This window comes from Aeromicrobium changchenzhani, assembly GCF_057586615.1.
On the sequence record NZ_CM172480.1, the window covers coordinates 1,261,245 to 1,282,394 of the forward strand.

General features: G+C 60.6%; 27 protein-coding genes and 1 pseudogene. 19 read left to right on the plus strand and 9 right to left on the minus strand.

Features of this window, described 5'->3' with window-relative positions:
* Positions 1-6: 6 nt before the first annotated feature.
* Both ligD (AC2YB9_RS06365) and ligD (AC2YB9_RS06370) read left to right on the plus strand, forming a co-directional pair.
* Positions 7-1,349: pseudogene (ligD, locus tag AC2YB9_RS06365) on the plus strand (non-homologous end-joining DNA ligase); the annotation flags it as partial.
* Between the two features lie 63 nt (positions 1,350-1,412).
* On the plus strand, positions 1,413-2,432 hold the full coding sequence (ligD, locus tag AC2YB9_RS06370) for a non-homologous end-joining DNA ligase (RefSeq protein ID WP_487268573.1): 1,020 nt from the start codon (positions 1,413-1,415) through the stop codon (positions 2,430-2,432).
* A 68-nt stretch (positions 2,433-2,500) separates the two neighbouring features.
* Here ligD (AC2YB9_RS06370) and AC2YB9_RS06375 read toward each other — a convergent pair whose 3' ends face one another.
* Positions 2,501-3,499 carry a DNA topoisomerase IB gene (locus tag AC2YB9_RS06375; protein WP_487267905.1) on the minus strand — a complete coding sequence of 333 codons (999 nt, stop codon included), beginning with the start codon at positions 3,497-3,499 and terminating at the stop codon, positions 2,501-2,503.
* Between the two features lie 72 nt (positions 3,500-3,571).
* Positions 3,572-3,727, minus strand: a complete 156-nt coding sequence (locus tag AC2YB9_RS06380) for a hypothetical protein (protein WP_487267906.1) — start codon at positions 3,725-3,727, stop codon at positions 3,572-3,574.
* Between the two features lie 218 nt (positions 3,728-3,945).
* On the opposite strand from AC2YB9_RS06380, the gene AC2YB9_RS06385 reads away from it, so the two are divergent.
* Positions 3,946-4,248: a hypothetical protein gene (locus tag AC2YB9_RS06385; protein ID WP_487267907.1), complete on the plus strand. Its 303-nt coding sequence runs from the start codon at positions 3,946-3,948 to the stop codon at positions 4,246-4,248.
* Between the two features lie 20 nt (positions 4,249-4,268).
* Here AC2YB9_RS06385 and AC2YB9_RS06390 read toward each other — a convergent pair whose 3' ends face one another.
* Positions 4,269-5,090 (minus strand): sigma-70 family RNA polymerase sigma factor, encoded by an 822-nt coding sequence (locus AC2YB9_RS06390; protein WP_487267908.1) that lies wholly within the window; start codon positions 5,088-5,090, stop codon positions 4,269-4,271.
* Between the two features lie 170 nt (positions 5,091-5,260).
* On the opposite strand from AC2YB9_RS06390, the gene AC2YB9_RS06395 reads away from it, so the two are divergent.
* A complete protein-coding gene (locus AC2YB9_RS06395) occupies positions 5,261-6,571 on the plus strand; it encodes an ANTAR domain-containing protein (protein WP_487267909.1) in 1,311 nt (436 codons plus the stop codon).
* Between the two features lie 42 nt (positions 6,572-6,613).
* On the opposite strand, the gene AC2YB9_RS06400 is transcribed toward AC2YB9_RS06395, so the two are convergent.
* Positions 6,614-7,189: a DUF488 domain-containing protein gene (locus tag AC2YB9_RS06400; protein ID WP_487267910.1), complete on the minus strand. Its 576-nt coding sequence runs from the start codon at positions 7,187-7,189 to the stop codon at positions 6,614-6,616.
* A gap of 199 nt (positions 7,190-7,388) precedes the next feature.
* On the opposite strand from AC2YB9_RS06400, the gene AC2YB9_RS06405 reads away from it, so the two are divergent.
* The 10 genes from AC2YB9_RS06405 to AC2YB9_RS06450 all read left to right on the plus strand — a co-directional run bounded on the left by AC2YB9_RS06405 (position 7,389) and on the right by AC2YB9_RS06450 (position 13,542).
* A complete protein-coding gene (locus AC2YB9_RS06405; RefSeq protein WP_487267911.1) occupies positions 7,389-7,550 on the plus strand; it encodes a GPGG-motif small membrane protein in 162 nt (53 codons plus the stop codon).
* 226 nt (positions 7,551-7,776) lie between these two features.
* Positions 7,777-8,595 carry an acyl-CoA dehydrogenase family protein gene (locus AC2YB9_RS06410; protein ID WP_487267912.1) on the plus strand — a complete coding sequence of 273 codons (819 nt, stop codon included), beginning with the start codon at positions 7,777-7,779 and terminating at the stop codon, positions 8,593-8,595.
* 8 nt (positions 8,596-8,603) lie between these two features.
* Positions 8,604-9,311 (plus strand): PIG-L deacetylase family protein, encoded by a 708-nt coding sequence (locus tag AC2YB9_RS06415; protein WP_487267913.1) that lies wholly within the window; start codon positions 8,604-8,606, stop codon positions 9,309-9,311.
* Positions 9,308-10,018, plus strand: coding sequence for a class I SAM-dependent DNA methyltransferase (locus tag AC2YB9_RS06420; protein ID WP_487267914.1), 711 nt, complete (start codon positions 9,308-9,310; stop codon positions 10,016-10,018). The genes AC2YB9_RS06415 and AC2YB9_RS06420 overlap by 4 nt, the downstream gene beginning before the upstream one ends.
* Entirely contained in the window at positions 9,936-10,550 is a 615-nt protein-coding gene (locus tag AC2YB9_RS06425) for a glycosyltransferase family 2 protein (protein ID WP_487267915.1), read from the plus strand. The genes AC2YB9_RS06420 and AC2YB9_RS06425 overlap by 83 nt, the downstream gene beginning before the upstream one ends.
* 524 nt (positions 10,551-11,074) lie before the next feature.
* Positions 11,075-11,401, plus strand: a complete 327-nt coding sequence (locus AC2YB9_RS06430; protein ID WP_487267916.1) for a hypothetical protein — start codon at positions 11,075-11,077, stop codon at positions 11,399-11,401.
* Between the two features lies 1 nt (position 11,402).
* Positions 11,403-11,714, plus strand: a complete 312-nt coding sequence (locus tag AC2YB9_RS06435; RefSeq protein WP_487267917.1) for a phage holin family protein — start codon at positions 11,403-11,405, stop codon at positions 11,712-11,714.
* A gap of 2 nt (positions 11,715-11,716) precedes the next feature.
* Positions 11,717-12,097 carry a DUF3618 domain-containing protein gene (locus tag AC2YB9_RS06440; RefSeq protein WP_487267918.1) on the plus strand — a complete coding sequence of 127 codons (381 nt, stop codon included), beginning with the start codon at positions 11,717-11,719 and terminating at the stop codon, positions 12,095-12,097.
* On the plus strand, positions 12,094-13,194 hold the full coding sequence (locus AC2YB9_RS06445; RefSeq protein ID WP_487267919.1) for a YihY/virulence factor BrkB family protein: 1,101 nt from the start codon (positions 12,094-12,096) through the stop codon (positions 13,192-13,194). The genes AC2YB9_RS06440 and AC2YB9_RS06445 overlap by 4 nt, the downstream gene beginning before the upstream one ends.
* A 51-nt stretch (positions 13,195-13,245) precedes the next feature.
* Positions 13,246-13,542, plus strand: a complete 297-nt coding sequence (locus AC2YB9_RS06450; protein ID WP_487267920.1) for a DUF4235 domain-containing protein — start codon at positions 13,246-13,248, stop codon at positions 13,540-13,542.
* 5 nt (positions 13,543-13,547) lie between these two features.
* On the opposite strand, the gene ric is transcribed toward AC2YB9_RS06450, so the two are convergent.
* From ric to AC2YB9_RS06465, 3 genes are all read right to left on the minus strand, one after another.
* Positions 13,548-14,252: an iron-sulfur cluster repair di-iron protein gene (ric, locus tag AC2YB9_RS06455; RefSeq protein ID WP_487267921.1), complete on the minus strand. Its 705-nt coding sequence runs from the start codon at positions 14,250-14,252 to the stop codon at positions 13,548-13,550.
* Positions 14,253-14,303: 51 nt separating this feature from the next.
* Positions 14,304-14,633, minus strand: a complete 330-nt coding sequence (locus AC2YB9_RS06460; RefSeq protein WP_487267922.1) for a metal-sulfur cluster assembly factor — start codon at positions 14,631-14,633, stop codon at positions 14,304-14,306.
* Between the two features lie 118 nt (positions 14,634-14,751).
* Complete coding sequence (locus AC2YB9_RS06465; protein ID WP_487267923.1) at positions 14,752-15,621, minus strand: alpha/beta fold hydrolase; 870 nt, start codon at positions 15,619-15,621, stop codon at positions 14,752-14,754.
* Between the two features lie 269 nt (positions 15,622-15,890).
* Here AC2YB9_RS06465 and AC2YB9_RS06470 point away from each other — a divergent pair, with 269 nt between their 5' ends.
* Both AC2YB9_RS06470 and AC2YB9_RS06475 read left to right on the plus strand, forming a co-directional pair.
* Positions 15,891-16,064: a CsbD family protein gene (locus tag AC2YB9_RS06470; RefSeq protein WP_487267924.1), complete on the plus strand. Its 174-nt coding sequence runs from the start codon at positions 15,891-15,893 to the stop codon at positions 16,062-16,064.
* Positions 16,065-16,161: 97 nt separating this feature from the next.
* On the plus strand, positions 16,162-17,208 hold the full coding sequence (locus AC2YB9_RS06475) for an NAD-dependent epimerase/dehydratase family protein (protein WP_487267925.1): 1,047 nt from the start codon (positions 16,162-16,164) through the stop codon (positions 17,206-17,208).
* A gap of 4 nt (positions 17,209-17,212) precedes the next feature.
* Here AC2YB9_RS06475 and AC2YB9_RS06480 read toward each other — a convergent pair whose 3' ends face one another.
* Positions 17,213-18,517, minus strand: coding sequence for a hypothetical protein (locus tag AC2YB9_RS06480; protein ID WP_487267926.1), 1,305 nt, complete (start codon positions 18,515-18,517; stop codon positions 17,213-17,215).
* 121 nt (positions 18,518-18,638) lie between these two features.
* Here AC2YB9_RS06480 and AC2YB9_RS06485 point away from each other — a divergent pair, with 121 nt between their 5' ends.
* The 3 genes from AC2YB9_RS06485 to AC2YB9_RS06495 are packed head-to-tail and all read left to right on the plus strand — an operon-like array spanning position 18,639 to position 20,601.
* Entirely contained in the window at positions 18,639-19,307 is a 669-nt protein-coding gene (locus tag AC2YB9_RS06485; RefSeq protein ID WP_487267927.1) for a glycosyltransferase family 2 protein, read from the plus strand.
* A complete protein-coding gene (locus AC2YB9_RS06490) occupies positions 19,304-19,966 on the plus strand; it encodes a TIGR04282 family arsenosugar biosynthesis glycosyltransferase (protein WP_487267928.1) in 663 nt (220 codons plus the stop codon). Before AC2YB9_RS06485 ends, AC2YB9_RS06490 begins: the two co-directional genes overlap by 4 nt.
* Positions 19,963-20,601: a class I SAM-dependent methyltransferase gene (locus tag AC2YB9_RS06495; RefSeq protein ID WP_487267929.1), complete on the plus strand. Its 639-nt coding sequence runs from the start codon at positions 19,963-19,965 to the stop codon at positions 20,599-20,601. Before AC2YB9_RS06490 ends, AC2YB9_RS06495 begins: the two co-directional genes overlap by 4 nt.
* 18 nt (positions 20,602-20,619) lie before the next feature.
* Here the strand turns inward: AC2YB9_RS06495 and AC2YB9_RS06500 are convergent, their stop codons facing one another.
* Positions 20,620-21,150 (minus strand): hypothetical protein, encoded by a 531-nt coding sequence (locus tag AC2YB9_RS06500; RefSeq protein ID WP_487267930.1) that lies wholly within the window; start codon positions 21,148-21,150, stop codon positions 20,620-20,622.

Genomic DNA, 21,150 nt, shown 5'->3' on the forward strand with positions numbered 1-21,150 from the left:
GTGCTCATGTCATCAAATGCGTCTAACTCCAAAAAGCAGAGCGTGCGTGTCGAGGGCCACCGCATCTCGCTGACAAACCTCGAGAAGGTGCTGTATCCGGAGACCGGGACGACCAAGGCAGATGTTCTTGCCTACTACGCGGAAATCGCGCCGGTCCTGATTCCGCATGCCGCTGACCGGCCGGCAACGCGTAAACGCTGGGTGAACGGAGTTGGGACAACCGCCAAGCCAGGGAAATCCTTCTTCAACAAAGATCTCGACGCCAATGCTCCGTCGTGGATCCGGCACTACGCGATCGAACATTCAGACCATACGAATGACTACCCGCTGATCAACGATCTGGCGACGTTGACCTGGTTCGCGCAACGTGCCGCGCTCGAGATCCATGTCCCGCAATGGCGGTTCGGTCGTGGCGGCAAGCAACTCAATCCTGATCGGCTTGTTCTCGATCTGGATCCGGGGGAGGGAGCTGGCCTGGCCGAGTGCGTCGAGGTGGCGCGGGCGGCCCGCACGATCCTGCGTGGCATGGATCTTGATCCGATCCCCGTCACGAGTGGCAGCAAAGGTATCCATCTGTATGCCGCTCTGAACGGGCAACAAACCGCCGAGGAAGTCACGGCCGTTGCACATGAACTGGCCCGGGTGTTGGAGGCTGATCACCCCGACTTGGTCGTCAGCGACATGAAAAAAACATCCGTGGTGGCAAAGTTCTGGTCGACTGGAGTCAGAACAATGGCTCGAAGACGACGGTGGCACCCTATTCGCTGCGCGGACGGTCCCGTCCCTACGTTGCAGTGCCACGCACGTGGAAGGAACTAGACGCCGGTCTCCAGCAGCTCGAGATGGGCGAGGTGCTTGCCCGAATGAAACGCCGTAAAGATCCGATGGCCAAGATACTCAAGGACTCCGGCAGCGCCCTCGATCCCGAGGAGTTGGCCTCGACCGACCGTTTGACCACTTACCGAGGCAAGCGGGACGCCGCGAAAACGTCGGAGCCCGTTCCCGCAGGCAGCCCCGAAAGCGGTAGCGGCCAGAGTTTCGTCATCCAGGAGCACCACGCGAGCCGGCTCCACTACGACTTTCGGCTTGAGCACGATGGCGTGCTGGTCTCGTGGGCGCTTCCAAAAGGGGTGCCGACCGATCCGAAGCAGAATCGGCTTGCTGTGCAGACCGAGGACCATCCGCTGGAGTACGGATCCTACGAAGGAACCATTCCGAAGGACGAGTATGGCGCGGGCACCGTGACGATTTGGGACGCCGGAACATATGAGTTGGAGAAATGGCGTGACGGCAAGGAGATCATCGCGACCCTGACCGGGCGCCCACACGGCGGCCTCGACGGTCCGCGTAAATATGCGTTGATCCACACTGGCGGCGAAGGCAAGGCCGATGCGCACTGGTTGATTCACCTCATGTCAGGCGCCAGAACGAAACCCAAGACGCGATCGAAAGTGAAGCCTCGCCGCGTCAAGGCGGTGGCACCAATGCTGGCAACCCTTGGTGATGCCAGCAATCTGGACACCGGCGATGACTGGGCATTCGAGATGAAGTGGGACGGCGTCCGGGCGGCCGTTCATATCGACGGCGACGATGTGCGGTTGATGAGCCGCAACGGCAATGACATGAGCGCGACCTATCCCGATCTGGTCGAGGCGATCGGCGCGGCGATCAGCGTCGACTCGGCAATTCTCGACGGCGAGATCGTTGCGCTGGATAAGCGGTCACGCCCCGACTTCGGTCTTCTGCAACGGCGGATGGGACTGACGAAGAAACGAGATGTCGAGCAGGCGGTCAAAGACGTTCCGGTCGGGCTTATGTTGTTCGACGTATTGGAGATTGACGGCGATTCGGTGCGCAAAAAGTCGTATGATGACCGCCGGAAATCGCTGTTGGCGCTGGTCGACGGCTCGGCCGCTATCCAGGTTCCGCCCGCCTTCGATGGTGGATTCGATGCGGCGATGGCGAGCAGTAAAGACCTCGGTCTTGAGGGAATTGTCGCTAAGAAGCGTGACAGCACCTACGTCGTCGGCCGTCGCTCGCGGGAATGGATCAAGGTTAAACATCATCTGATGCAGGAGGTCGTGATCGGTGGCTGGCGTCCCGGCAAGGGCCGCCGATCCGCATTCGTCGGATCGCTACTGATGGGCATACCGGACGACAACGGCGCCCTTGAATACGTGGGTCGTGTGGGCACAGGCTTTCGAGACAAGGATCTCCTCGAACTCATCAAAAAATTGCAACGATTGGAGCGGAAGACGTCGCCATTCACTGACGTCCCGAAACCCGATTCCAATGATGCGATCTGGGTCAGCCCCAAACTGGTCGGCGAGGTCGAGTTCGCCGAATGGACGCCGAGCGGGAAACTTCGGCATCCGTCATGGCGCGGATGGCGCGACGACAAGTCGCCCGCTGACGTGCATCGCGAGACCTAGTCATTGCGACGCCGGTGCGTGCGTTTGTGGGCACACCGCTGGTGGCAACGACGGGTATGTGTACCCCTTCAGTCAACCAGCAGACTTCTGACCGCAGTCTCCAGTTTTCGGCCCGCAGCTCGTCCGGCCTTAGGCATCTGCCGGCGAGCCAAGTCAGGATCGATCGTTGTGCCCGCCGCATAGAGATCGACGATGCGCGGGTCGACATAGCCTGATCGGGCGACCGCGGGCGTATTGCCGAGGAATTCGGCGACGTCGCGCATCGTCTCGGCAATCGCGTGCGGGCGTGCCGTCGAACGGTCTGCGGGACGAACGGCCAGCGCGGCCGCCGCGATGACATTGGCCTGCCACGTGCGGAAGTCCTTCGCCGACGATTCCTCGCCGAGCCGTTCCTTGAGATAGCCATTCAGCTGCTCGGCACGGAGATCGCACCACCGCCGGCCGTCCTTGTACGCGAGCAGGCGCTGGTCGCTGGGACCGCGACGTGATCGCAGGACTTCGAGCACGTCACACAGTAGTTTGTCTTTTGTCTCAAGCGACCGTTCCTGCCCGGATTTGGCCAGATAGGTGAAACTCACGCCCGGCCCCGTCTTCTGCACGTGTCGCCGTTCAAGCGTTAGCAGGCCATAGCTGCCGTTGTCCTCGGCATAGCGTTCCGAACCGATGCGGAAAGCGCCGACGTCGAGCATTCGGAAAGCCAACGCGCACACGCGATCGAGACCCGCCCCCTCCGGTTGCAGGTCACGACGCACGCGTCGGCGGGCGCTCGGCAGACGACCGGAAAACTCGAGCATAAAGGTAAATTTCTCCTGATCGCGCCGCGCGCGCCACTCGGGGTGATAGAGGTATTGTCTGCGCCCCGCTTCGTCCGTGCCAACTGCCTGCAGATGCCCGTTGTCGTACGGACAGATCCAGACGTCGCACCAGGCGGGCGGGATGACGAGTGCTTTACAGCGTTCGATTTCCCCAGCGGAGAGTTTTCGGGCACCGTCCAAGTACACGAATCCGCGACCATGTTTTTGCCTGCGCCAGCCGGGCATATTTGGCGAGACTGTGCGTAAGCGCATAACCCCAGGATCAATCGTTAGGCGATGTGATGGCAGGTTGCGCTGTCGCGGATGTTCATCGCAGCCGCGCGATCACCAGTAGTGTCGGCGTCCACCGACACCACGGTCCAACGAACCGAGAATCCACAACACGGCACCGACGACGACGAGAATGCCGCCGATCGTATAAAGAATCGGGATGTTCGCGAGTGCCCCGATGATTAGTAGAACAATTCCGAGAATGATCACGATAGGTCTCCTTTGGTTGCTGGCCGACGTTTGTCGGTGAGCGAGGAGTACCCCGGTTTGCGTCGTCTAAAACCAGGTCGAACGAAACGTTCTCTTATGTGCGTGGCAACTAGGTTTGTGGGCCTGTTCGGAAGAATCGGGGTGCATGCTTGGCGGATCGGCGGGTACTTGTACCCCAAAGCTAGTTTTCTCTTGGGAGTCAAGGAGTGTGGTGTCAGATGGTTCGTAGGCGTTCCAAGCCGGCAGATAAGGATTCGAGGGGGCGCGAGTCGATGAGCGGCCGTGGCGCAATAAAGTTCCGATTGGCGCTCGCTACCTTTGCTCTTCTTATCTTGGGGACCACAGCAGTAGTCGCCTTTCTTTGGGACGACCCTCCGTTCGACATCATCGTGCTCGGCAGCGCATGCGTCTTTTTAGCGATAGTGGCACTCATCGACATCGGCGTCGTAGTTATTCGTCTCGGGACGTCCGACCAAAATACGCTGCAGCAAAAGGCTCCTCGCGACATCGGCGGAGCTTAGGGCAGACGGCGCCCTGACGACTAGGCACAGTCCGCAGCTGGATCGAGCGCTGTGCGCAGTTCGCGCATGAGCCGACCGAGTCGTCGAGATATTTGCATCTGGGAAGTGCCAAACTTCTCTGCGATTTGCTGCTGTGTCCATTCCTCAAAGAAGCGCAGCGAGAGAAGTTCCTGATCAGCTTCGGCGAGTTGCCCGATCACGGATTCAAGCATTAGCCGCGCTTCGACGCGGGCAGTGTCGCGACTCTCGTCGCAAATCATGTCGGCCAGCGTCGTCGCGGAATGCGACGTGAGCTGGATGTCCAGCGAAACAGGAGTGAAACAGCCGCGCGCGGTGAGGGCCTCGGTCACCTGGCTGACCGGGATGTTGAGTTCGCTGGCAATTTCATCTGTCGTGGGTTGTCTGCCGAGATCCTGGTTTATGTTCGGCCGCACTGCATTGATGTTTCGTTGCAGGTCTTGGATCCGCCGAGGGGGGCGAACGGTCCAGCAGTGATCGCGAAAGTGTTTCTTGAGTTCGCCGGTGATGGTGGGGACGGCGTAGGAGAGAAAATTATGGCCGAGCTCCATATGGAAGCCTCGTGCAGCCTTGGTGAGTCCGACGTATGCGACCTGCTCGAGATCATCGTTGTTCTCACCATGGCCGAAGTAGCGACGTGCCAACGATTGGGCGATTTGCATGTTGATCGCGACGATTTGACCGCGTAGATTCTCGATCTCGGTGTCGTCTTCGCATTGTGCAATGCGACCGAAAAGGGTCTCGGTCAGAATTTCTCGATCAACCTCGGCATCAGGACCGACTGCGAAGTTGAGGTCAACTGCGGGAATCATCGTGTTTGACATGAAGTGCCACCAATCGAATCTCCATTGGATGTGGCGCACTTCTAGACCACACATAATTTCTAGCACAAAATGATTATTGACGCCACATCCACGTTTTGGCTCACGGGTTAAAAAACACCATTAGGCTGGCGTTCTAACATTTTTGCGGTGAGTTTCACGAGAGGCGTCGTATGTCGGCTGTCGAAGAAATAGACGAATCTCACGAACCAAATGTTCGCGACGTCCTCGATGTCGCCAACGCGCTCGGCGAGCGACTTGTACAACTGGGCGACGGCATGGTCCCGCCGGCAGAAAAGTTACTCAAAGAACTGGCTGAGGCTCAACAGGAACTCCAGATTGCCTGGGATTTGATGCGCCCGCAATACAGCGATCTGGCCAGCATTATTGACGAACAGCGTGCAGACCATTGGTGGCAGCGGAAGCTGATCGCGACACTGCCGATGCCGGTTCTGGAGACGGAGCCGAGCGGGCGAATTATCTGGGCGAACAGCGCCGCATCTGCCACCTTGGACCGCCCGGTTCTCCAGCTGCTACGGTCAAAAATTCAGAAGTTCGTCCATGCTGACGACCGGTCAGTGATTGACGGCTTGCTCGAACGCTTCGCTGACACCCAGTTTGACGATGTTTCCCACGTGGAGTCGGTCATCCGAATGATTCCAAGCGTCAGTGCGACCGTCACAGTCGAACTCGTACCCACCGTGCGCCGTGAGCGCAATGGGGAGCGCACCGTCATCACCTGGGTCCTCCAGCCGGTCGAGGAGGGCAGCGGCATCAACGAACCGTTGATCGCCCACACCTTCAGCCAGTTGTGCATGCTGCCGCTGCGGTCAGGTTCCGTTCAGGACCTTCTTTCTGAGGCTTCACGTCTGTGTGAGGACGTATGTGCGTCACATTCGTCGGTGAGCGTCACGATCGGCGCTCCTGCCGAGCCCGAGCATTTGGCCTCGTCGTCGGAGTTCGCGCAGCGGGTCGACGCCGCTCAGATGAGCGCCAACCAAGGTCCGTGTCAGGAGTCTTGGGAGACGGGGATGATCGTCTACTCCAATGAGGCCCTGACCGATCCACGGTGGCCACTTTTTAATCACGCAGCAATCGATTCGGGCATTGCCAGCGCCTTGGCTGCACCTATCCGGGTGGGGGATGAGGTCCTCGGGGTTCTCAACGTCTACAGCCGTGACATCGATGCCTTTCAGCCCAGCGGTATGCGTGTCATTGAGCTGCTGGCCGAGGCCACCGGGGCGATCATTCATCACGTGGGGGAGGAGCAGCAATTGCGGGAGTTGACCGCCCAGTTGGAGGAGGCGATGAAATCCCGCGCAATCATCGAGCAGGCCAAGGGCGCGTTGATGATCAAATATCGCTGCAGCGCCGATGAAGCCTTCGCCCGATTGGCGAAGGTCAGCCAAAACCGCAACATTCGAATCCACGAAATTGCGCAGACTCTGATCGACGGCCTGCATACCGAAAGTTCGCACGATTGACCTCTGGCGCGACCGGGCGAACCCTCGCTACGGCCGTCGGGATCATTCGGCTTCTGAAGCGGGATAGGTGATTGTGTCGTCTTGTACGTGCGCGAACGCGGTAAGTTCCGCACGCCGGGTGACGGAGACGGACATGATATTGAAAACATCGATACCCGCGACGATGAGTGCGTCGGTGATTAACCGCCGGTGACAGCGCCACGGTACGGCCTCGCTGCACATGATGGCAGGCACCGTCTCGTTGGTGATCTTTAGCAATTCAGCGAAGCCGGAACGGAACTCATCGGTGGCCATGTAGTCGGCGTAGTCACGGAAGGCTTTGACTCGCCATGCGCCGTTCGGGCTCGACACACCAGTCGGCGTATAGCGGCGACCGCCGATATCCTGAAGCCACCGATACCCAATATCGGCCGGAAGCGCATCCTTGATCGCGTTCTGATTCCACTGCGGATACTTCCGCGACGACGGATAGGAACGTACGTCAGCCAGCAGCGTGACTCCGTTCGCGCGGAGCATCTCGAGCACCTCATCAAAATCACGAGTGGAGTGTCCGATCGTGAATACCCGATCGGATGTAACGGGCGCTCCTGACCGGCGAACTTCAACGCTTTTGCTCATACAGATACTCCGTAATCGTCACGACACTTTCTCGCTTTGTTTCAAGAATTTTCTGCAAAATTAGTGCGGTTCGGGTTTGAGACTACGCGGTCAGGGGTAATGCTCTTATCGCCTGACCTTCGGGTCTGGCAGCAGTTCGCCCCATGGCGTGCTGCTCACGGGATGACAGGTGTCATCTCCAAAAGAGAGGGAGCTCATCATGGGATTTTTATTGTGGATAGTGGCGGTCGCGCTCGTCATCTACGGCGTTATCACCCTGATCAACGGCGGCATCCTGCTGGGAATCGTTCTTATTGTCGTGGGTCTCGCTGTAGGCCCTGGCGGTTGGACCATTTTCAGTCGACGCGGCGCGCGCACGTAAATATTGTTCTGATCTCGGAGATCCGAGGTTCTCACCTTGGATCTCCGAGCGAACAGGAAGACGCATGTGAGCGGCGTGATCGAATGAATTCGACGACGGCAGGTACCTGTCCATCATGAGTATCGCTTTGCCCGGCATTTCGAAAGCAGCACTTCAAGAGCAGGTGCGAACGCCGTGGCCGCACCCGGGCGGCGGAATGACATCGGAGCGGTGAGATCTGCTGGCCGTGCTTGCGCGCCGGGACCTCCCGTTGGCCAAACTCGTCGAACCTCATCACGATGCGTTGGCCATCATGGGTGATCTGGGTGGAACGGGCGCACGTGCCGATCAAATCTGGGCGGTGTGGGCTGCGGAACCGCCATTCGCGGTACTTGAAGCGAAACACAGCAGAGCAGGTTGGCGTCTCGCGGGCACGAAAGCATACTGTTCTGGCGCGGATCTGGTCACCCATGCGCTGGTCACCGCGTCCGTTGGTGACAAAAGTCGACTTTTCGCGATTGAACTCAATGGCGATGTCATAGAGGACAAATCAGCACCGGTATGGACCGGCGCCGGCATGAGCCGAGCGCGCACGGCAACTCTGAGGTTCACGAATGTTTTGGCCGAGCCGGTCGGGGCGGCGTCGGCCTACGTTGACCGGCCCGGATTCTGGTGGGGTTCGATCGGAATCGCAGCCGCCTGGTTTGGCGGTGCCTTGGGCGTCGCCGATCTGGTCGAAACCGCGATCGACCGACTGGATGCTCACGGACTGGCACATCTGGGTGCGATCCGAGCGGATCTGGACACCTTAAAACTCATCTTTGAAGCGGCCGCGTATCGAGTCGACAGTGAACCCAGCCGCGTCGAAGACGCCGAACGCCTCGCTCTCGCTGTGCGCGCCCGTACGGCAGCAACTGTCGAGAACGTGATTTCACGCGTTGGACGGGCTCTCGGTCCAGCACCGCTGGCCTTCGACTCTGCTCATGCCGAACGTGTTGCCGATCTACAGGTGTTCGTCCGACAGCATCACGCCGAACGAGACCTCGCACGCTTGGGCAGTCTGTAGGGGTGGCCATGAATAGCGTTAGCAGCAGCGGCTGGCGGCACCGGTTGGAGTCCCTGCAACCGGCCGAATCGATAGATCCTGGCGGGCGCCTTCTGGTCCTCTCGGCCCATCCCGATGATGAGGTACTCGCGATCGGGGGATGGCTTGCCGGACAGACCGAACGCGATGTCACCTTCGTCACCGCAACCGACGGTGAAGGTTCACATCCCTCCAGCGCCAGCATCACTCGTGACGAGTTGCGTAGACGACGACCTCAGGAACTCATCGAAGCGCTGGAGCGTCTCGGTTTCATGAACCCCGCCATCCACCGTCTGGGACTTCCCGATGGTGGCCTCGACACGGAGACGGCCGCGCTGAAGTCGGCGCTCGGTGATCTCGTCGATAATGCAGATCTCGTCTTGGCGCCGTTCGAACGGGACGGACACAGCGATCACGACACACTTGGCGCGGTCGCCGTCGACCTGTGCGGGAACCGCCGACGGTTGTGGCGTTTCCCTATTTGGACTTGGGCCTGGACCCAACCCGGCCAGCAAGAATGGCTGGAAAACATACAACGACTCAAGTGCACAGCGCAGGGCCGATTCCTCAAACGTCACGCAATCGCCGCGTTCGAAACCCAAATTAAGCCGATTAGCGACGATCCGGACGATGTGCCGGTGGTTGAACCGGCGCTACTACAGCATGCGTTTTATGCCCCGGAAGCTGTGATCATATGACCTCGCCAGACTATTTCGAAGCGCTTTACGAGCAATCGGCCGATCCGTGGCAATTGGCCGAACGCGACTATGAGTTGCGCAAATTCGAGGTGACTGCGGCCTGCCTACCGCGGCGTCGATATGGGCGTGCATTCGAGCCAGGTTGTTCGATCGGAGTTCTGACCGGGCTGCTGGCGTCCCGCTGTGACGAGATTCTGGCTATGGACCAGATACCTCGAGCGGTAACGTCCGCGCGAGCGCGAAACGATGCACCTTCGGTGACCGTCCGGGCCGGTTCTGTCCCCGCCGACTGGCCTACCCAAACATTCGACCTTATCGTCATCTCCGAGATGCTCTACTACCTCACGGCTGCGGACCGAGAGCGGGTCAGCGAACTCAGCCTGGAGACTCTCGCGACCGATGGACACCTCGTACTTGTGCACTGGCGTCACCCGTTCGAGGAAGCCCAATGCACCGGTGACCGGGCGCATGACGAGGTGGCTGCACGCGGCGAGTGGCAGCGAGTGGTCGAGCACATCGAACAGGATTTTCGCCTTGACATCTTTACCCGTGTCGGACGCGGTGATTCGAGAGATCGCCGTTGTCGTTCCTGCAAGAGACGAGGAAACGGCAATAGAAATCGCATTGGCCGCGATTTGTCGATCAGCCTCGCTTCTGCCCGGCAACATACGAACGAGTGTTTTGGTGATCGCCAATGGGTGTCGTGACGAAACAGCCAAGCGTGCACGCTCATTTGGCGCGATGACCATCGAGGCGAAGATCGCTAATGTCGGCGCCGCTCGGTCGGTGGGCGTAGCGCGGGCGATCGGTGCGAGCAGCGCATCTCTTGATGAGTTATGGATCGCCAGCACCGACGCCGACAGCGAAGTTCCTGACGGCTGGCTGCGGGCGCAGGTTGAGGCCGCCGCTGACGGAGCCGATATGTTTCTCGGCACGATCGCTCTGAGCGCGAGCGCGGCCGAGGCCCACCCCAGGTGGTCGGCAAAATATGCGGAACCACTTCGGTTGGACAGCCATGGACATGTCCACGGAGCCAACCTAGGATTCCGCGCATCTGCTTACGTGGCCGTGGGTGGTTTCCGTCCGCTTCACTTCGACGAAGACGTCGACTTAGTAGACCGCATACGGTCGCGGGGCGCCCGCATGATGTGGGTTCCTGACGTCGCAGTATTGACGTCGGCTCGTCATGACCCGCGGGCACAACGTGGCGTGGGCAGCGACCTCGCAGCATCCGGCTGAACCGGTTTTAACCGGAGGGTGTTTGATCTGTGCGTCATCCATGGACAGGTTGTAGCCCGCCGACGGCTCGATGCACCGGCAGTATTGAAGATTGGTGGCAAAGTAGCGCGATCAAATCTGTCGTCGGCCTAGTCGGGTTTCGGCTCTGGCAAGTCCGGAGATTCAGGATCTTCGGAACCAGGCACTGGATTCGTTGGGTCATCGCTCGGGCGTGGCTCTAATGGTTCAAGCGGAGACACCGACATTGCTGCACCTTTCGTCAGATGGCCGATTGGTCACTGAATGGCTCAGTGCCCCAAACACCTCAGTCCATGCGCTCGGACGCGCGGTTCGGACGTTTCGCGCCAGCACGGCACAAGATTAAAAGTCAACTGGAAGGTTTACTTTTTCTCCGCCCGGGCACTTGAGAGTTTGTTCGACAGAATAGTTCTTAGATTTTTTGCCGGCGGCGGGGGCTCAGCCCCGGCTTCGCCGCCGCGGGATCGGCACGATGTGCTGATTCCTCAAAGGGAGGAGTCCCACAGATGGGTAAATTGAAGGCGGTCGCGTTCGTAGCGGCAGGGTATGTGTTGGGTACGCGGGCCGGTCGGGAGCGCTACGACCAAATCGCGGACCGGGCTACCAAGATTTGGAAGAATCCCAAGGTTCAGCAGGGGGTTCTCGACGCCGAGCAGGCTGCCAAGGACGTCGCTAGAGAGGCCGCGCCGAAGATCCAGGAGAAGGTCGCTGATGCCGCTTCGAAAATGCGTCCCAAAGAATCATCCAAGCAGCAAGCCGATTCCGGCCAGACGGATGAGAGCGGTCGAAGCGTCACGATAGCCGACTTCGACAGCGTTTCCGGCGGCGCGTGAAGTGGCTGAGATCGGGAATCAGAGTAGTTTCATCGAGGCCCCAACTCACGAGAACGGTGCGGAACCGTCGACCGTTGAGTTGGTCACTCAGTTGACCGAGCAGTCCACTCGACTGGTGCGCGCTGAGCTGCGGCTGGCGAAAGCCGAACTGTCGGCCAGCGTGAAGCATGCCGGGATCGGAGCTGGCATGTTCGGGGCTGCAGTGATCGCGGCATTGCTGGGCAAGAAGAAACTGGCGCAGGCGTCACCTGTGCCAGAACAGACCGTGCAGAACATCAAAGCCGACGTCGCTGAAGTTAAGGATCGCCGCTGATCATGAGCACTCAACACGATCACGACCTCGATGCAGATCCGTCGCTACCGGATCAGTCGGTGCGCAGTACCGGGATCGAACCTGAGGTCGGAGAACCCGGTAATGATGCCGACGTTGACGAGTTACTAGCCGACATCGACCGTACCCGGGAGCAGTTCGGGCAGACGGTCGCAGCACTGAGTCACAAACTCGATGTCAAGGAACAGGCTGGCGAACGAGTCGCGCACGCCCGGAGTTGGGCCGTGGATCGAGTCGACCGCGGTCGGCAGGCAACCACCGACGCCAACGGCAAAACCCGGCCGGCGATCCGCATCGGCGCACCGGCGACCCTCGGTGCGGTCGCCGTCATCGTTGGTCTGCTGGTGTGGCGGCGAAACCGATGAGTATCGGCTCCGGCGGCACGGGTCATAGAAGGGGCGCCGGCAGCAATACCGGCGCAGATCTCGATTCGGTGGGATCGGCGCGGCGACACGATCATGACGAGGACGTCAAGCCCGACTCGATGGGCGATGTATCGGGTCTGGCGTGGAAGTATGTGGCACGCAAAACACTGCGGAAATTTGGCAATGACCAGTGCACCGACATGGCCGCGGCATTGACGTATTTCTGTGTGTTGGCACTCTTCCCCGCGGTGATCGCGATCCTGTCGCTGCTCGGGGTGTTCGGTCAGGGCACCAAAACGATCGATACGATCCTGACGATCGTTTCGAACATTGGCGGTTCTTCCATCGCGGACTCCTTGCGGTCGCCATTGATGTCGTTGAGTCAGACGCAGGGCGCGGGTATCACCTTAATCATCGGCCTGCTGGCCGCATTGTGGTCCGCTTCGGGCTATATCGGCGCATTCAGTCGGGCGATGAACCGCATCTACGAAATTGGCGAAGGCCGTCCGATCTGGAAACTGAAGCCGGTGATGCTTTTAATCACCCTGGTGACCGTCGTTCTGGCTGTTTTTGCCGCACTGATCTTGGTGCTCAGCGGACCAGTGCTTGCCGAGATCGGTAGTCAACTGGGTCTGGGATCAACGGCCTTGTTGATCTGGAAGATAGCGAAATGGCCGGTCCTGTTGTTGATCGTCGTGTTCATCACGGCGTTCCTGTATTACACGACGCCGAACGTCAAACAACCGAAATTCAAATGGATCAGTCTCGGTGCGGTGGTTGCGATTGTCGTCTGGATTCTTGCCTCTGCGGCGTTTGGTTTCTACCTGTCGAATTTCTCTTCGTATAACAAAACCTATGGGTCTCTGGCTGGCGCGATCGCGTTCCTGTTGTGGCTGTGGATTACCAACGTGGCGTTGCTGTTCGGTGCCGAGTTGAACGCCGAACTGGAGCGCAGCCGTGAGCTTCAAGCCGGCATAGTCGCCGAGGAGACCATCCAATTGTCACCGCGTGACACCAGCGGCATCGACAAAGCCGATAAGAAACATGCCGAAGACCTCGCCGAGGGCCGCGCTCTGCGGCGGCGTCGACCGCGGTGACAGCCATGCCCATCTCATTCAGTTCTACACACCGTAAGGAAGGTTCACATCATGGTTGCTGAGAAGCCCGGGAGCAAGCTGGCCAAGATCCTCTACCGCCCGTTCGGGATGGCGGGCAGCATCCTTGCCGGCATCGTCGCTGGCAAGCTGGTCAACGTCGCCTGGAAACACGCGACTCCCGGCGACTCGGCAGAGGCACCAAAGGCGCTGGAATCGGAGTACAAAGTCCGCCAGGTTGTCGTCGCCGCAGCGGTGCAAGGGATGACCTTCGCCGTCGTCAAAGCGCTGGTCGACCGCGCTGGCGCTCGCCTGTTTCAGCGCTACACGGGTGAATGGCCCGGCAACTAGAAGAGTTAGCCGCGAGCGGCCTGTTGTTCGAGTTGGAGCACCCGCGGGAAGAGAACGTTGTTCTCTTTGTGAATGTGCTCGTGCAGATCGAGCTCCATCTCCTCCAAGCCCGTGAGCATCGCGCGGTATGAGTTGCACACGTCCGCGGGGACGGCGTACCCATTGGTGAGGGTCCGAATTTCCTTGAAGAGCGCGCCGACGGCATCGTGTTCGGAGCGCAACTGTCGAATGGGCTTGGCAAGCGAGCGAGCCTCTGTTGGTGCTTGGGCCTTCTCGAGCCGGCTGATCGCGGGGAAAATGACACGTTCTTCGGTAGTCATATGCGGGTCTAGCGCTGCGATGGCTTCGGCGTATGCCTGTTGCGTGCGGGTGAGTTCGGGGTGTCGGTCGCCGTGCACCGCTTGGACCTTATCGACGAGTGCCTGCAGTCGAGGCATTTCCTCCCACATATAGGCGTGGTGGGTGTCGATGATGTCGTGTGCGAGCGCCGCGTTGTCGCCGGGCTGCTGCTGTTGATGGGTGGGTGCGGCATTCGGAATGTCCAGTGCGTCCGCGATGTCGGCAAGGTCAAGCCCGGCTGCGCTAGCGGCGTCGGCCAGCGACCTATGTCCGTTGCAGCAATAATCGATGCCGAAGCCCTCTAGCAAGCGACTACGACGGGGGTCTTCAGTGACTAGTTCACCTACGGTAGTGCTGGTATCTATGGGCATGCCCACATGTTATGTGAGGCAAGAGCCGTGATTAAAACTCTTCGTGAAGGCTTACACGTTGAAGCCGATGGCGCGCATCATTTCCTTGCCGTCATCGGTGATCTTGGCCGGCGACCACGGCGGCAGCCAAATCCATTCGATGGTGTGGTTCGCGACAATCGGGCCGACCTCCTGAGCGATTTGCGCCGAGATGACGTCCTGCAGCGGACACTCAGGCGTCGTCAATGTCATGAGAATCGTGAGCGCGTTCTCAGCCTCATTCCAACCCAATTCGTAGATGAGGCCCAAGTCGAAGATGTTGATGCCGATTTCGGGATCGATGACTTCCTTCAAGGCTTCCTCTATGTCTTCGAGACGAGAGGTCTCTTTGGATGTCTCCATTATTCAGCTCCCACCAGTACGGCCGTGTCTTAATGTATTAATTACAGTTTGCGCCGTGTTTAATACAAAGACAACGAAATGCGACACAATCGTTGCCGATCGAATACGTGCGTAGGTGCTACGCGTCGGTGCGCTGGGTCCCAGCGGCGAGCGCGCCAGCGAGGACGTCGTCGAGAAGGCGATTGATCTGTTTGGTCGCCTCGATCTGCACCATGTGGCCGATATTGGGGAGCAGCGTGAGGATTGCTCCCGGAACCGATGCGGCAAGTGCGCGTGCACCCTGAATGGACACCAAACGGTCGCGGGTGCCGTGCACGATCTGCGTCGGGACGCGGGACAGTCCGTCAGCCCCGGTTGGCATCGTGCACGCCAGCACTGCGCGTGTGTAGGCAGCGAACGTCGCGAGTGGCGTGCCGTTGAGTTGCTTTCGCATGGCCTGACGAGTCTGCGGTGTGGACTGCGCGCTAGCGACACGGACCCCGATTCCTGTCTGTGCTCGCGCCATCAGTGGATCCAGATGCAGACGACACGCCATATCGGCAACGTGCGCCAGCACCGGAATTGAACGACGCAGTCTCAGGGACGTCCCACCGGTGACGAAGCGGCCTTCCCCGGGCCCCGCGAGGAGCATCACTGCGACGATGTGGGAGCCAAAAATGTCCGGCTGATCCTCCGCAAGCGCTTGGACGGTCAGTGTGCCCATCGAGTGGCCCACCACCACCACCGGGCCATGCTGGGCGTCGACGATCTCGCCAAGGTCCTCGCCGAGTTGCTTGACCGTGGCCGGGCCGCCGGGCCATATGGCCGAGGCGCCGAAGCCGCGGTGGTCATAGTAGATCTGTCGCACGTTTGACCCGGCCAGGTGAGCACGCTGAAGGTCCCAGGTGTGCAGATTGACGCCCAGACCGTGGACGAACACCACGGTCAACGGAGCGTCTTTGGGGCCGGCAATCTCGACGTAGATCTGGGTGCCGTCACACATGTCCATTTAGACAGAATAGAAGACGAGTGCAGACCGTGCGGGGAGGCGCCACACGTCGCGAAGGCGTCATCACTTCGGATGCCGACTACGTTGCGCGAGCGAGCGCACTCAGTGCGGCCTACGGCCGTCGTTTCGAGTCGGCGGACCAGAACTAGCACCAAGACAGCGTTCGGCGATCTCGATGATTAGTCGCTGCATATATTTGTGGCTTTCGGGTACAACTGGAATATACCTTGATTACACCGAACTAGTTACACCGAACGAGAGGACAGATCATGGGTCTGGAAGACAAGATGAAGAACGCTGCCGAGGATCTCAAAGGCAAAGCGAAGGAAGCATCGGGCAAGGCTCAGGGTGATAAGTCGAAGGAAGCCGAAGGGAAGGGCGATCAGACGAAAGCCGACTTCAAGAAGGCCGGCGAAAACGTGAAAGACGCCTTTAAAGACTAATCAGCTACAGATTGATCACTAGGTTCGAACATGTTGGGCTCCGGGGTTCCGGAGCCCAACATGTTGTCCGGCTGCGGAGGGATGGCATGCTCAGGCCATGAAAATTCTGCTGACCGGTGCGGCGGGGTTCATTGGCGGCCACATCGCGCTTCAGGCCCGCGAGCGCGGCCACGAGGTGATCTCGCTCGACGCATTCCTCCCACAAGCACATGGGAGCGGGCGGCACGAAAGCTCCGACATCGCGAAGCTGGACTTGTGTCACGACGCGCTCGATCCCGTTCTCGACGGTGTAGATGTTGTCTGTCATCAGGCCGCGATGGTCGGCAACGGCGTCGATGCCCAGGATCTGCCGCTCTATGCCGACAACAATGAGGTCGGGACGGCTCGGCTTCTCGCCGCAATGTCCCGTGCAGGCGTCGACAATTTGGTGCTCGCATCGTCGATGGTCGTTTACGGCGATGGCCGCTACACCTGTCCGATCGATGGTGATGTGCCGCCGGCAATCCGGCGTGACGCGGATCTGGCCGAAGGCCGGTACGACCCGCGGTGTCCGGTGTGTGGAGGCGACGTCAGCTGGCATCAGGTCGCCGAGGATGCGCCGTTTTTGCCCCGCACCAGCTATGCGACATCCAAGGTTGCACAAGAGCATTATGCGGGGGCTTGGTGCACGTTGGAGGGCGCGCGCGCTATTGCACTTCGCTATCACAATGCATACGGACCGGGTATGCCCGCGGACACCCCGTACGCCGGGGTTGCGGCCATCTTCCGGTCGTCGATCGCGCGCGGCGAAGCACCGCAGGTGTTCGAGGACGGCGAACAGATGCGCGACTTCGTCCATGTCAGTGATATTGCCCGGGCTAATGTTCTCGCTATCGAGCAGGTTGCCGAGCACCCAAACGGTGTGACGCCCTACAACATTGCTTCGGGCCACCCGTTCACAATCGGTCGGATGGCCAGCGTGCTGGCGGCTGCGGCCGGTGGCAAGGAGCCAGTGCATACCGGCGAATATCGGCCTTTCGACGTACGCCATGTGGTTGCATCACCCGCAGCGGCGGCGCGCGGTCTCGGCTTCACCGCGCAGGTACTGCCCGCCGATGGATTGGCAGCGCTGGCGACCGATCCGCTCCGGACCCGGCAACCCTGACGCGTCACCAGCGGGTCAACAGCACCTGTTGGACGCACAATGCCAGCGCCACTTGTGAGAACAGGAGTGGTCGGTGCCACGAGCGTGGCGTGAGCGCCGGCAGCGCCACTATCCAAATGGTGAATGGCAGCCAGATGCGCTCGACCTCGGCCTTACTCATCCCCGACACGGTGGCGACGATGATGGTCAGCAAAGCGGCGTCGGCAAGTAACGCGAGTGGATCTCGGCGTCGCGCGGCACCGACCGCTGCGGGGAACGCCGCCCAGACGGCAAGACCCACCGTGAACGTCCATGCGGCGATATTGGCCCATACCCAGTAGGAGTAGGGGCGGTCCGAAGCGATACCTGCGTTGTAGCGCTCGACGAGCACCGGATAGGCCTGCCACCACGCAAAGCCAGCCGCGGTGAATATTGCTGCAACGGCGGCGGCGCCGCCCAGCGCCCACGGCAACGGTTGCCATGAGCGTGCAATGAGCAGCACCGCGATCGCCAGGATGGCGAGCAACACGAGGCCGTACGACAGATAGACGCACAGGCCCAGAAGGAGGCCGGCGCCGATGGCAGGGAGCGCGCGGCGTCTGGACCGCTTTGCTGCGATTGCCAGCAGCGCGAGTCCCCACGCTGCCACTGCGGTGTACAGGGCATCACCGTTGACACCCATCCATACTGCCGTCGGAGCCAGAACGAGCCACGGCATCGCGCTGCGTGCAAGGCGAAGCGAGCCGAGTGCGCGCAGCGTAATCAATACGGCGACGACAGCAGTGCTGGCGATAGTGACGACAACGACGCCGATCCAGAAAGGATCCTGGATGCCGAGCCGGTCGAGCAGCACGAAGAACAACAGCGCTCCGGGCGGGTGGCCCGCGACGTGGGTGTGCCAGTGGTCGGGCGACTGCCGGGGGATGTGATCGATGAAGGTGTGCAGCATCGGGCCGATCGCTTTGACCCGTTGCGCGTCATAGACGTACTCGCCGCCGCGTTCGAACACCCGAGCCAGTCCGGCTTTGCCTTCGGTCATGGCCACGGCCATGGTCCAAAGCCAGGCGCCGGCGAAGGCCGTCAGAAGCAGCAGGGGCCAAGACAGCCGCTCGCTGAGCCGGGGGAGTAGCAGCCAGAAGATCAGGCCGAGCGCAATTGCCGGCAACACCATGACGCTGAATCGGGGATCCCAGTCGGCGTGCAATGGCGGCCAATGGACGCGGACATCCTGATTCGTCCACCAAGGTACGAGTATCGCCGTTGCCACGAGTACGAGTCCGGCGCCAGCCACGACGACGGCCGCACGGATCGAAGGAGGTCGGGAGCGCACGACGACCAGCCTACGGTGGGCTGCCAGATCGCACCGATTGAGCCACCGGTCCCACGCACGCTAAACGGTATCTTTGCAACGAATTACCAATCCGCGTGCATATCTGCAACGAATTAAGGGTATGACTACATCTATGGCTGTATGCGACGTGGTGATCCCTTGCCGGGATGAAGCACGAGCGCTGCCGATTGTGCTTAGCGACATACCGTCGGATTGGCGCATCATCGTGGTCGACAATGGCTCGGTCGATGGGACTGCCGACGTCGCCCGGACACTCGGCGCCGATGTGATCCATGAACCGCGGGCGGGCTATGGCGCAGCGGTGCATGCTGGCGTGCTCGCTGCGGATGCCGAATTCATCGCCGTCATTGATGGTGATGGATCGATGCAGCTGGCGGAGCTTGAAGCGATGCTCGATCTGGTTCAATCCGGTGCCGCGACGATGGCGGTGGGTCGACGCCGCCCGATTAGTAGTGGCGTTTGGCCGTGGCACGCGCGCGCTGGCACCCATCTGCTGGCGACCTGGATTCGCCGCAGAAGCGACTTTCCGATCCACGACTTGGCTCCGATGCGCGTGTGTCGGCGTTCGGACCTGCTTGCGCTCGACGTGCAGGACCGCCGTTTCGGCTATCCGCTCGAACTCATGCTTCGCGCAGCGCGCTCAAACTGGACGGTTCGTGAGATCGATGTGAGCTACCGGCCGCGCGCGGCCGGCACCCGCTCGAAGGTCTCCGGTTCGGTTCGGGGCACGGCACGTGTCATCCACGATTTCGCGAAGGTTCTGCGATGAATGTTATGAATACGGTGAGCCCGACGCTGCTTGTCGTCGCTAAATCGCCAGTTCCCGGGCTCGCCAAAACCCGTATTGCCGCCACGATCGGCGATGAAGCGGCTGCCGCGCTCGCCGCCGCGGCACTGCTAGACACCCTCTTGACCGTCACAGCCCTGGGCTGGCCTGTCACCGTGGCAATGACCGGTGTTCTCGCCGACGCTGCCAACAGCGCCGAGCTCAGCGTCGCATTGGCAACGACCCGAGTTATCGAACAACGTGGCGACGGCTTCGGCGAACGGCTCGTCAATGCGCACCTTGACGCCGACGAAGGACACGGCATCGTGCAGGTCGGCATGGACACGCCGCAGCTCACGGTCCGTGACTATCTTGATGCTGGGATCGAGGTCAGGCGCGGCGCACGCGTCATCGGCCCGGCCGAGGACGGCGGCTGGTGGCTGCTCGGACTGGCAGACCCGACGGAGGCCAAAGGTCTTCTCGACGTATCGATGTCCGAACCTGACACCAGGACATGTACTGAAGCCGCGCTCGGCGGGGATTTCTTACACTTGTCGCGCCGCCTCGACATGGACACCTGGGACGACGCCGTCGCGATTGCTGACAGCCTCCCGATTTCCTACCTGGCGCAAGCGGTCCATCGAATTGGAGCATCTGTATGAGCGTTGATTTCGACCCCGTCAGTGCATTCGATGCGGCTTTCTGCGGCAAGACAGCACACCTGATCGATCACATTGGCCGGTCCAGCCCGCTCGACGTCGAACAGTGGGCGTCACCAGACTGGGTCGACCGTTTGCTGTTCGTCGATCCGTGTGACGGGCCGACTCTGGACGTAGGCTGCGGGCCTGGACGCCTCGTCGGCGAGCTCACGGCACGTGGTGTGCCGGCAGTGGGCATCGACGTGTCAGCCGAAGCGGTCCGACAGACTCGAGTCCGCGGCGCGTTGGCGCTGCGCCGTGACGTTTACGCGACCGTTCCGGGGGAGGGCCGTTGGGATTATGCGCTTCTGGCAGACGGCAACCTGGGCATCGGCGGCGATCCGGTCCGTCTCCTGGCCCGCCTTCGGGAAATGCTCAAGCCGGCTGGTCGCGTGATCGCCGAAGTCGCTGACGAAGGCGCCGGGTTCGTGTGTGAACGGCGCCGGTTGCGCGTGGAAGGCCGGCTCTCGACGCACTTCGAATGGGCGATCGTCGGGCTCGACGCAATTGGTGACGTGGCCAGCGATGCCGGTATGTCGGTCCTCAGCACCCGCAGCGTCGCCGGACGGCATACCGCGACCCTGGTTCGTGATTCGTGATTCGTGATTCGTGATTCGTTATGAGGATGACGCGTTAACTTTGCGCCGCGCAACCAGGAGCCGGACGAGGTAGGCGACGGTGCTGAGGGCGAAGATGATGGCCACCAGAAGTAGCCAGCGGCCAAGAAATGGCGCCTGGGTTTGACCAGTCGCCCGCAGATAGGTGGGTGCGCCTTGGCCGATGATGCCAGGGAAGAACAGCAGGAACAGTAGCCCGGTGGCCAGGACTGGAACCCGTATGTAATTCAGTGCTGGGACGACCGGTGGGTGAGTTGGCTTGGAGCCTCGGCGTTGGCGCAGTGCGCGCACCCAGGCGAGGTGGGTCCGGTCGGCGAGGGCATAGATCGGAAACAAGATGAAGTCGTGAAACACGACAGCCCCTAGGAACCACACCAGAATCGACTGCCACCAGACGTCGGGATCCCATAAGGTAGCCAGCCCCATGACATATATGACGTAGCCGAAGACCGCAAAACTGGCCAGCACGACGAGCAGGTGCAAAGGGTGGGCGCCGTAGAAGGCGCGGAACCGGGCAAAAGTTGTGGTCAT

Excerpts from the sequence above, each read along its gene's own strand:
- ligD (WP_487268573.1), top strand. The coding sequence starts at position 1,413 with ATGTCAGGCGCCAGAACGAAACCCAAGACGCGATCGAAAGTGAAGCCT.
- AC2YB9_RS06375 (WP_487267905.1), bottom strand. The coding sequence starts at position 3,499 with ATGCGCTTACGCACAGTCTCGCCAAATATGCCCGGCTGGCGCAGGCAA.
- AC2YB9_RS06385 (WP_487267907.1), top strand. The coding sequence starts at position 3,946 with ATGGTTCGTAGGCGTTCCAAGCCGGCAGATAAGGATTCGAGGGGGCGC.
- AC2YB9_RS06390 (WP_487267908.1), bottom strand. The coding sequence starts at position 5,090 with ATGTCAAACACGATGATTCCCGCAGTTGACCTCAACTTCGCAGTCGGT.
- AC2YB9_RS06395 (WP_487267909.1), top strand. The coding sequence starts at position 5,261 with ATGTCGGCTGTCGAAGAAATAGACGAATCTCACGAACCAAATGTTCGC.
- AC2YB9_RS06400 (WP_487267910.1), bottom strand. The coding sequence starts at position 7,189 with ATGAGCAAAAGCGTTGAAGTTCGCCGGTCAGGAGCGCCCGTTACATCC.
- AC2YB9_RS06405 (WP_487267911.1), top strand. The coding sequence starts at position 7,389 with ATGGGATTTTTATTGTGGATAGTGGCGGTCGCGCTCGTCATCTACGGC.
- AC2YB9_RS06415 (WP_487267913.1), top strand. The coding sequence starts at position 8,604 with ATGAATAGCGTTAGCAGCAGCGGCTGGCGGCACCGGTTGGAGTCCCTG.
- AC2YB9_RS06420 (WP_487267914.1), top strand. The coding sequence starts at position 9,308 with ATGACCTCGCCAGACTATTTCGAAGCGCTTTACGAGCAATCGGCCGAT.
- AC2YB9_RS06430 (WP_487267916.1), top strand. The coding sequence starts at position 11,075 with ATGGGTAAATTGAAGGCGGTCGCGTTCGTAGCGGCAGGGTATGTGTTG.
- AC2YB9_RS06440 (WP_487267918.1), top strand. The coding sequence starts at position 11,717 with ATGAGCACTCAACACGATCACGACCTCGATGCAGATCCGTCGCTACCG.
- AC2YB9_RS06445 (WP_487267919.1), top strand. The coding sequence starts at position 12,094 with ATGAGTATCGGCTCCGGCGGCACGGGTCATAGAAGGGGCGCCGGCAGC.
- AC2YB9_RS06450 (WP_487267920.1), top strand. The coding sequence starts at position 13,246 with ATGGTTGCTGAGAAGCCCGGGAGCAAGCTGGCCAAGATCCTCTACCGC.
- ric (WP_487267921.1), bottom strand. The coding sequence starts at position 14,252 with ATGCCCATAGATACCAGCACTACCGTAGGTGAACTAGTCACTGAAGAC.
- AC2YB9_RS06460 (WP_487267922.1), bottom strand. The coding sequence starts at position 14,633 with ATGGAGACATCCAAAGAGACCTCTCGTCTCGAAGACATAGAGGAAGCC.
- AC2YB9_RS06465 (WP_487267923.1), bottom strand. The coding sequence starts at position 15,621 with ATGGACATGTGTGACGGCACCCAGATCTACGTCGAGATTGCCGGCCCC.
- AC2YB9_RS06470 (WP_487267924.1), top strand. The coding sequence starts at position 15,891 with ATGGGTCTGGAAGACAAGATGAAGAACGCTGCCGAGGATCTCAAAGGC.
- AC2YB9_RS06475 (WP_487267925.1), top strand. The coding sequence starts at position 16,162 with ATGAAAATTCTGCTGACCGGTGCGGCGGGGTTCATTGGCGGCCACATC.
- AC2YB9_RS06485 (WP_487267927.1), top strand. The coding sequence starts at position 18,639 with ATGACTACATCTATGGCTGTATGCGACGTGGTGATCCCTTGCCGGGAT.
- AC2YB9_RS06490 (WP_487267928.1), top strand. The coding sequence starts at position 19,304 with ATGAATGTTATGAATACGGTGAGCCCGACGCTGCTTGTCGTCGCTAAA.
- AC2YB9_RS06495 (WP_487267929.1), top strand. The coding sequence starts at position 19,963 with ATGAGCGTTGATTTCGACCCCGTCAGTGCATTCGATGCGGCTTTCTGC.
- AC2YB9_RS06500 (WP_487267930.1), bottom strand. The coding sequence starts at position 21,150 with ATGACCACAACTTTTGCCCGGTTCCGCGCCTTCTACGGCGCCCACCCT.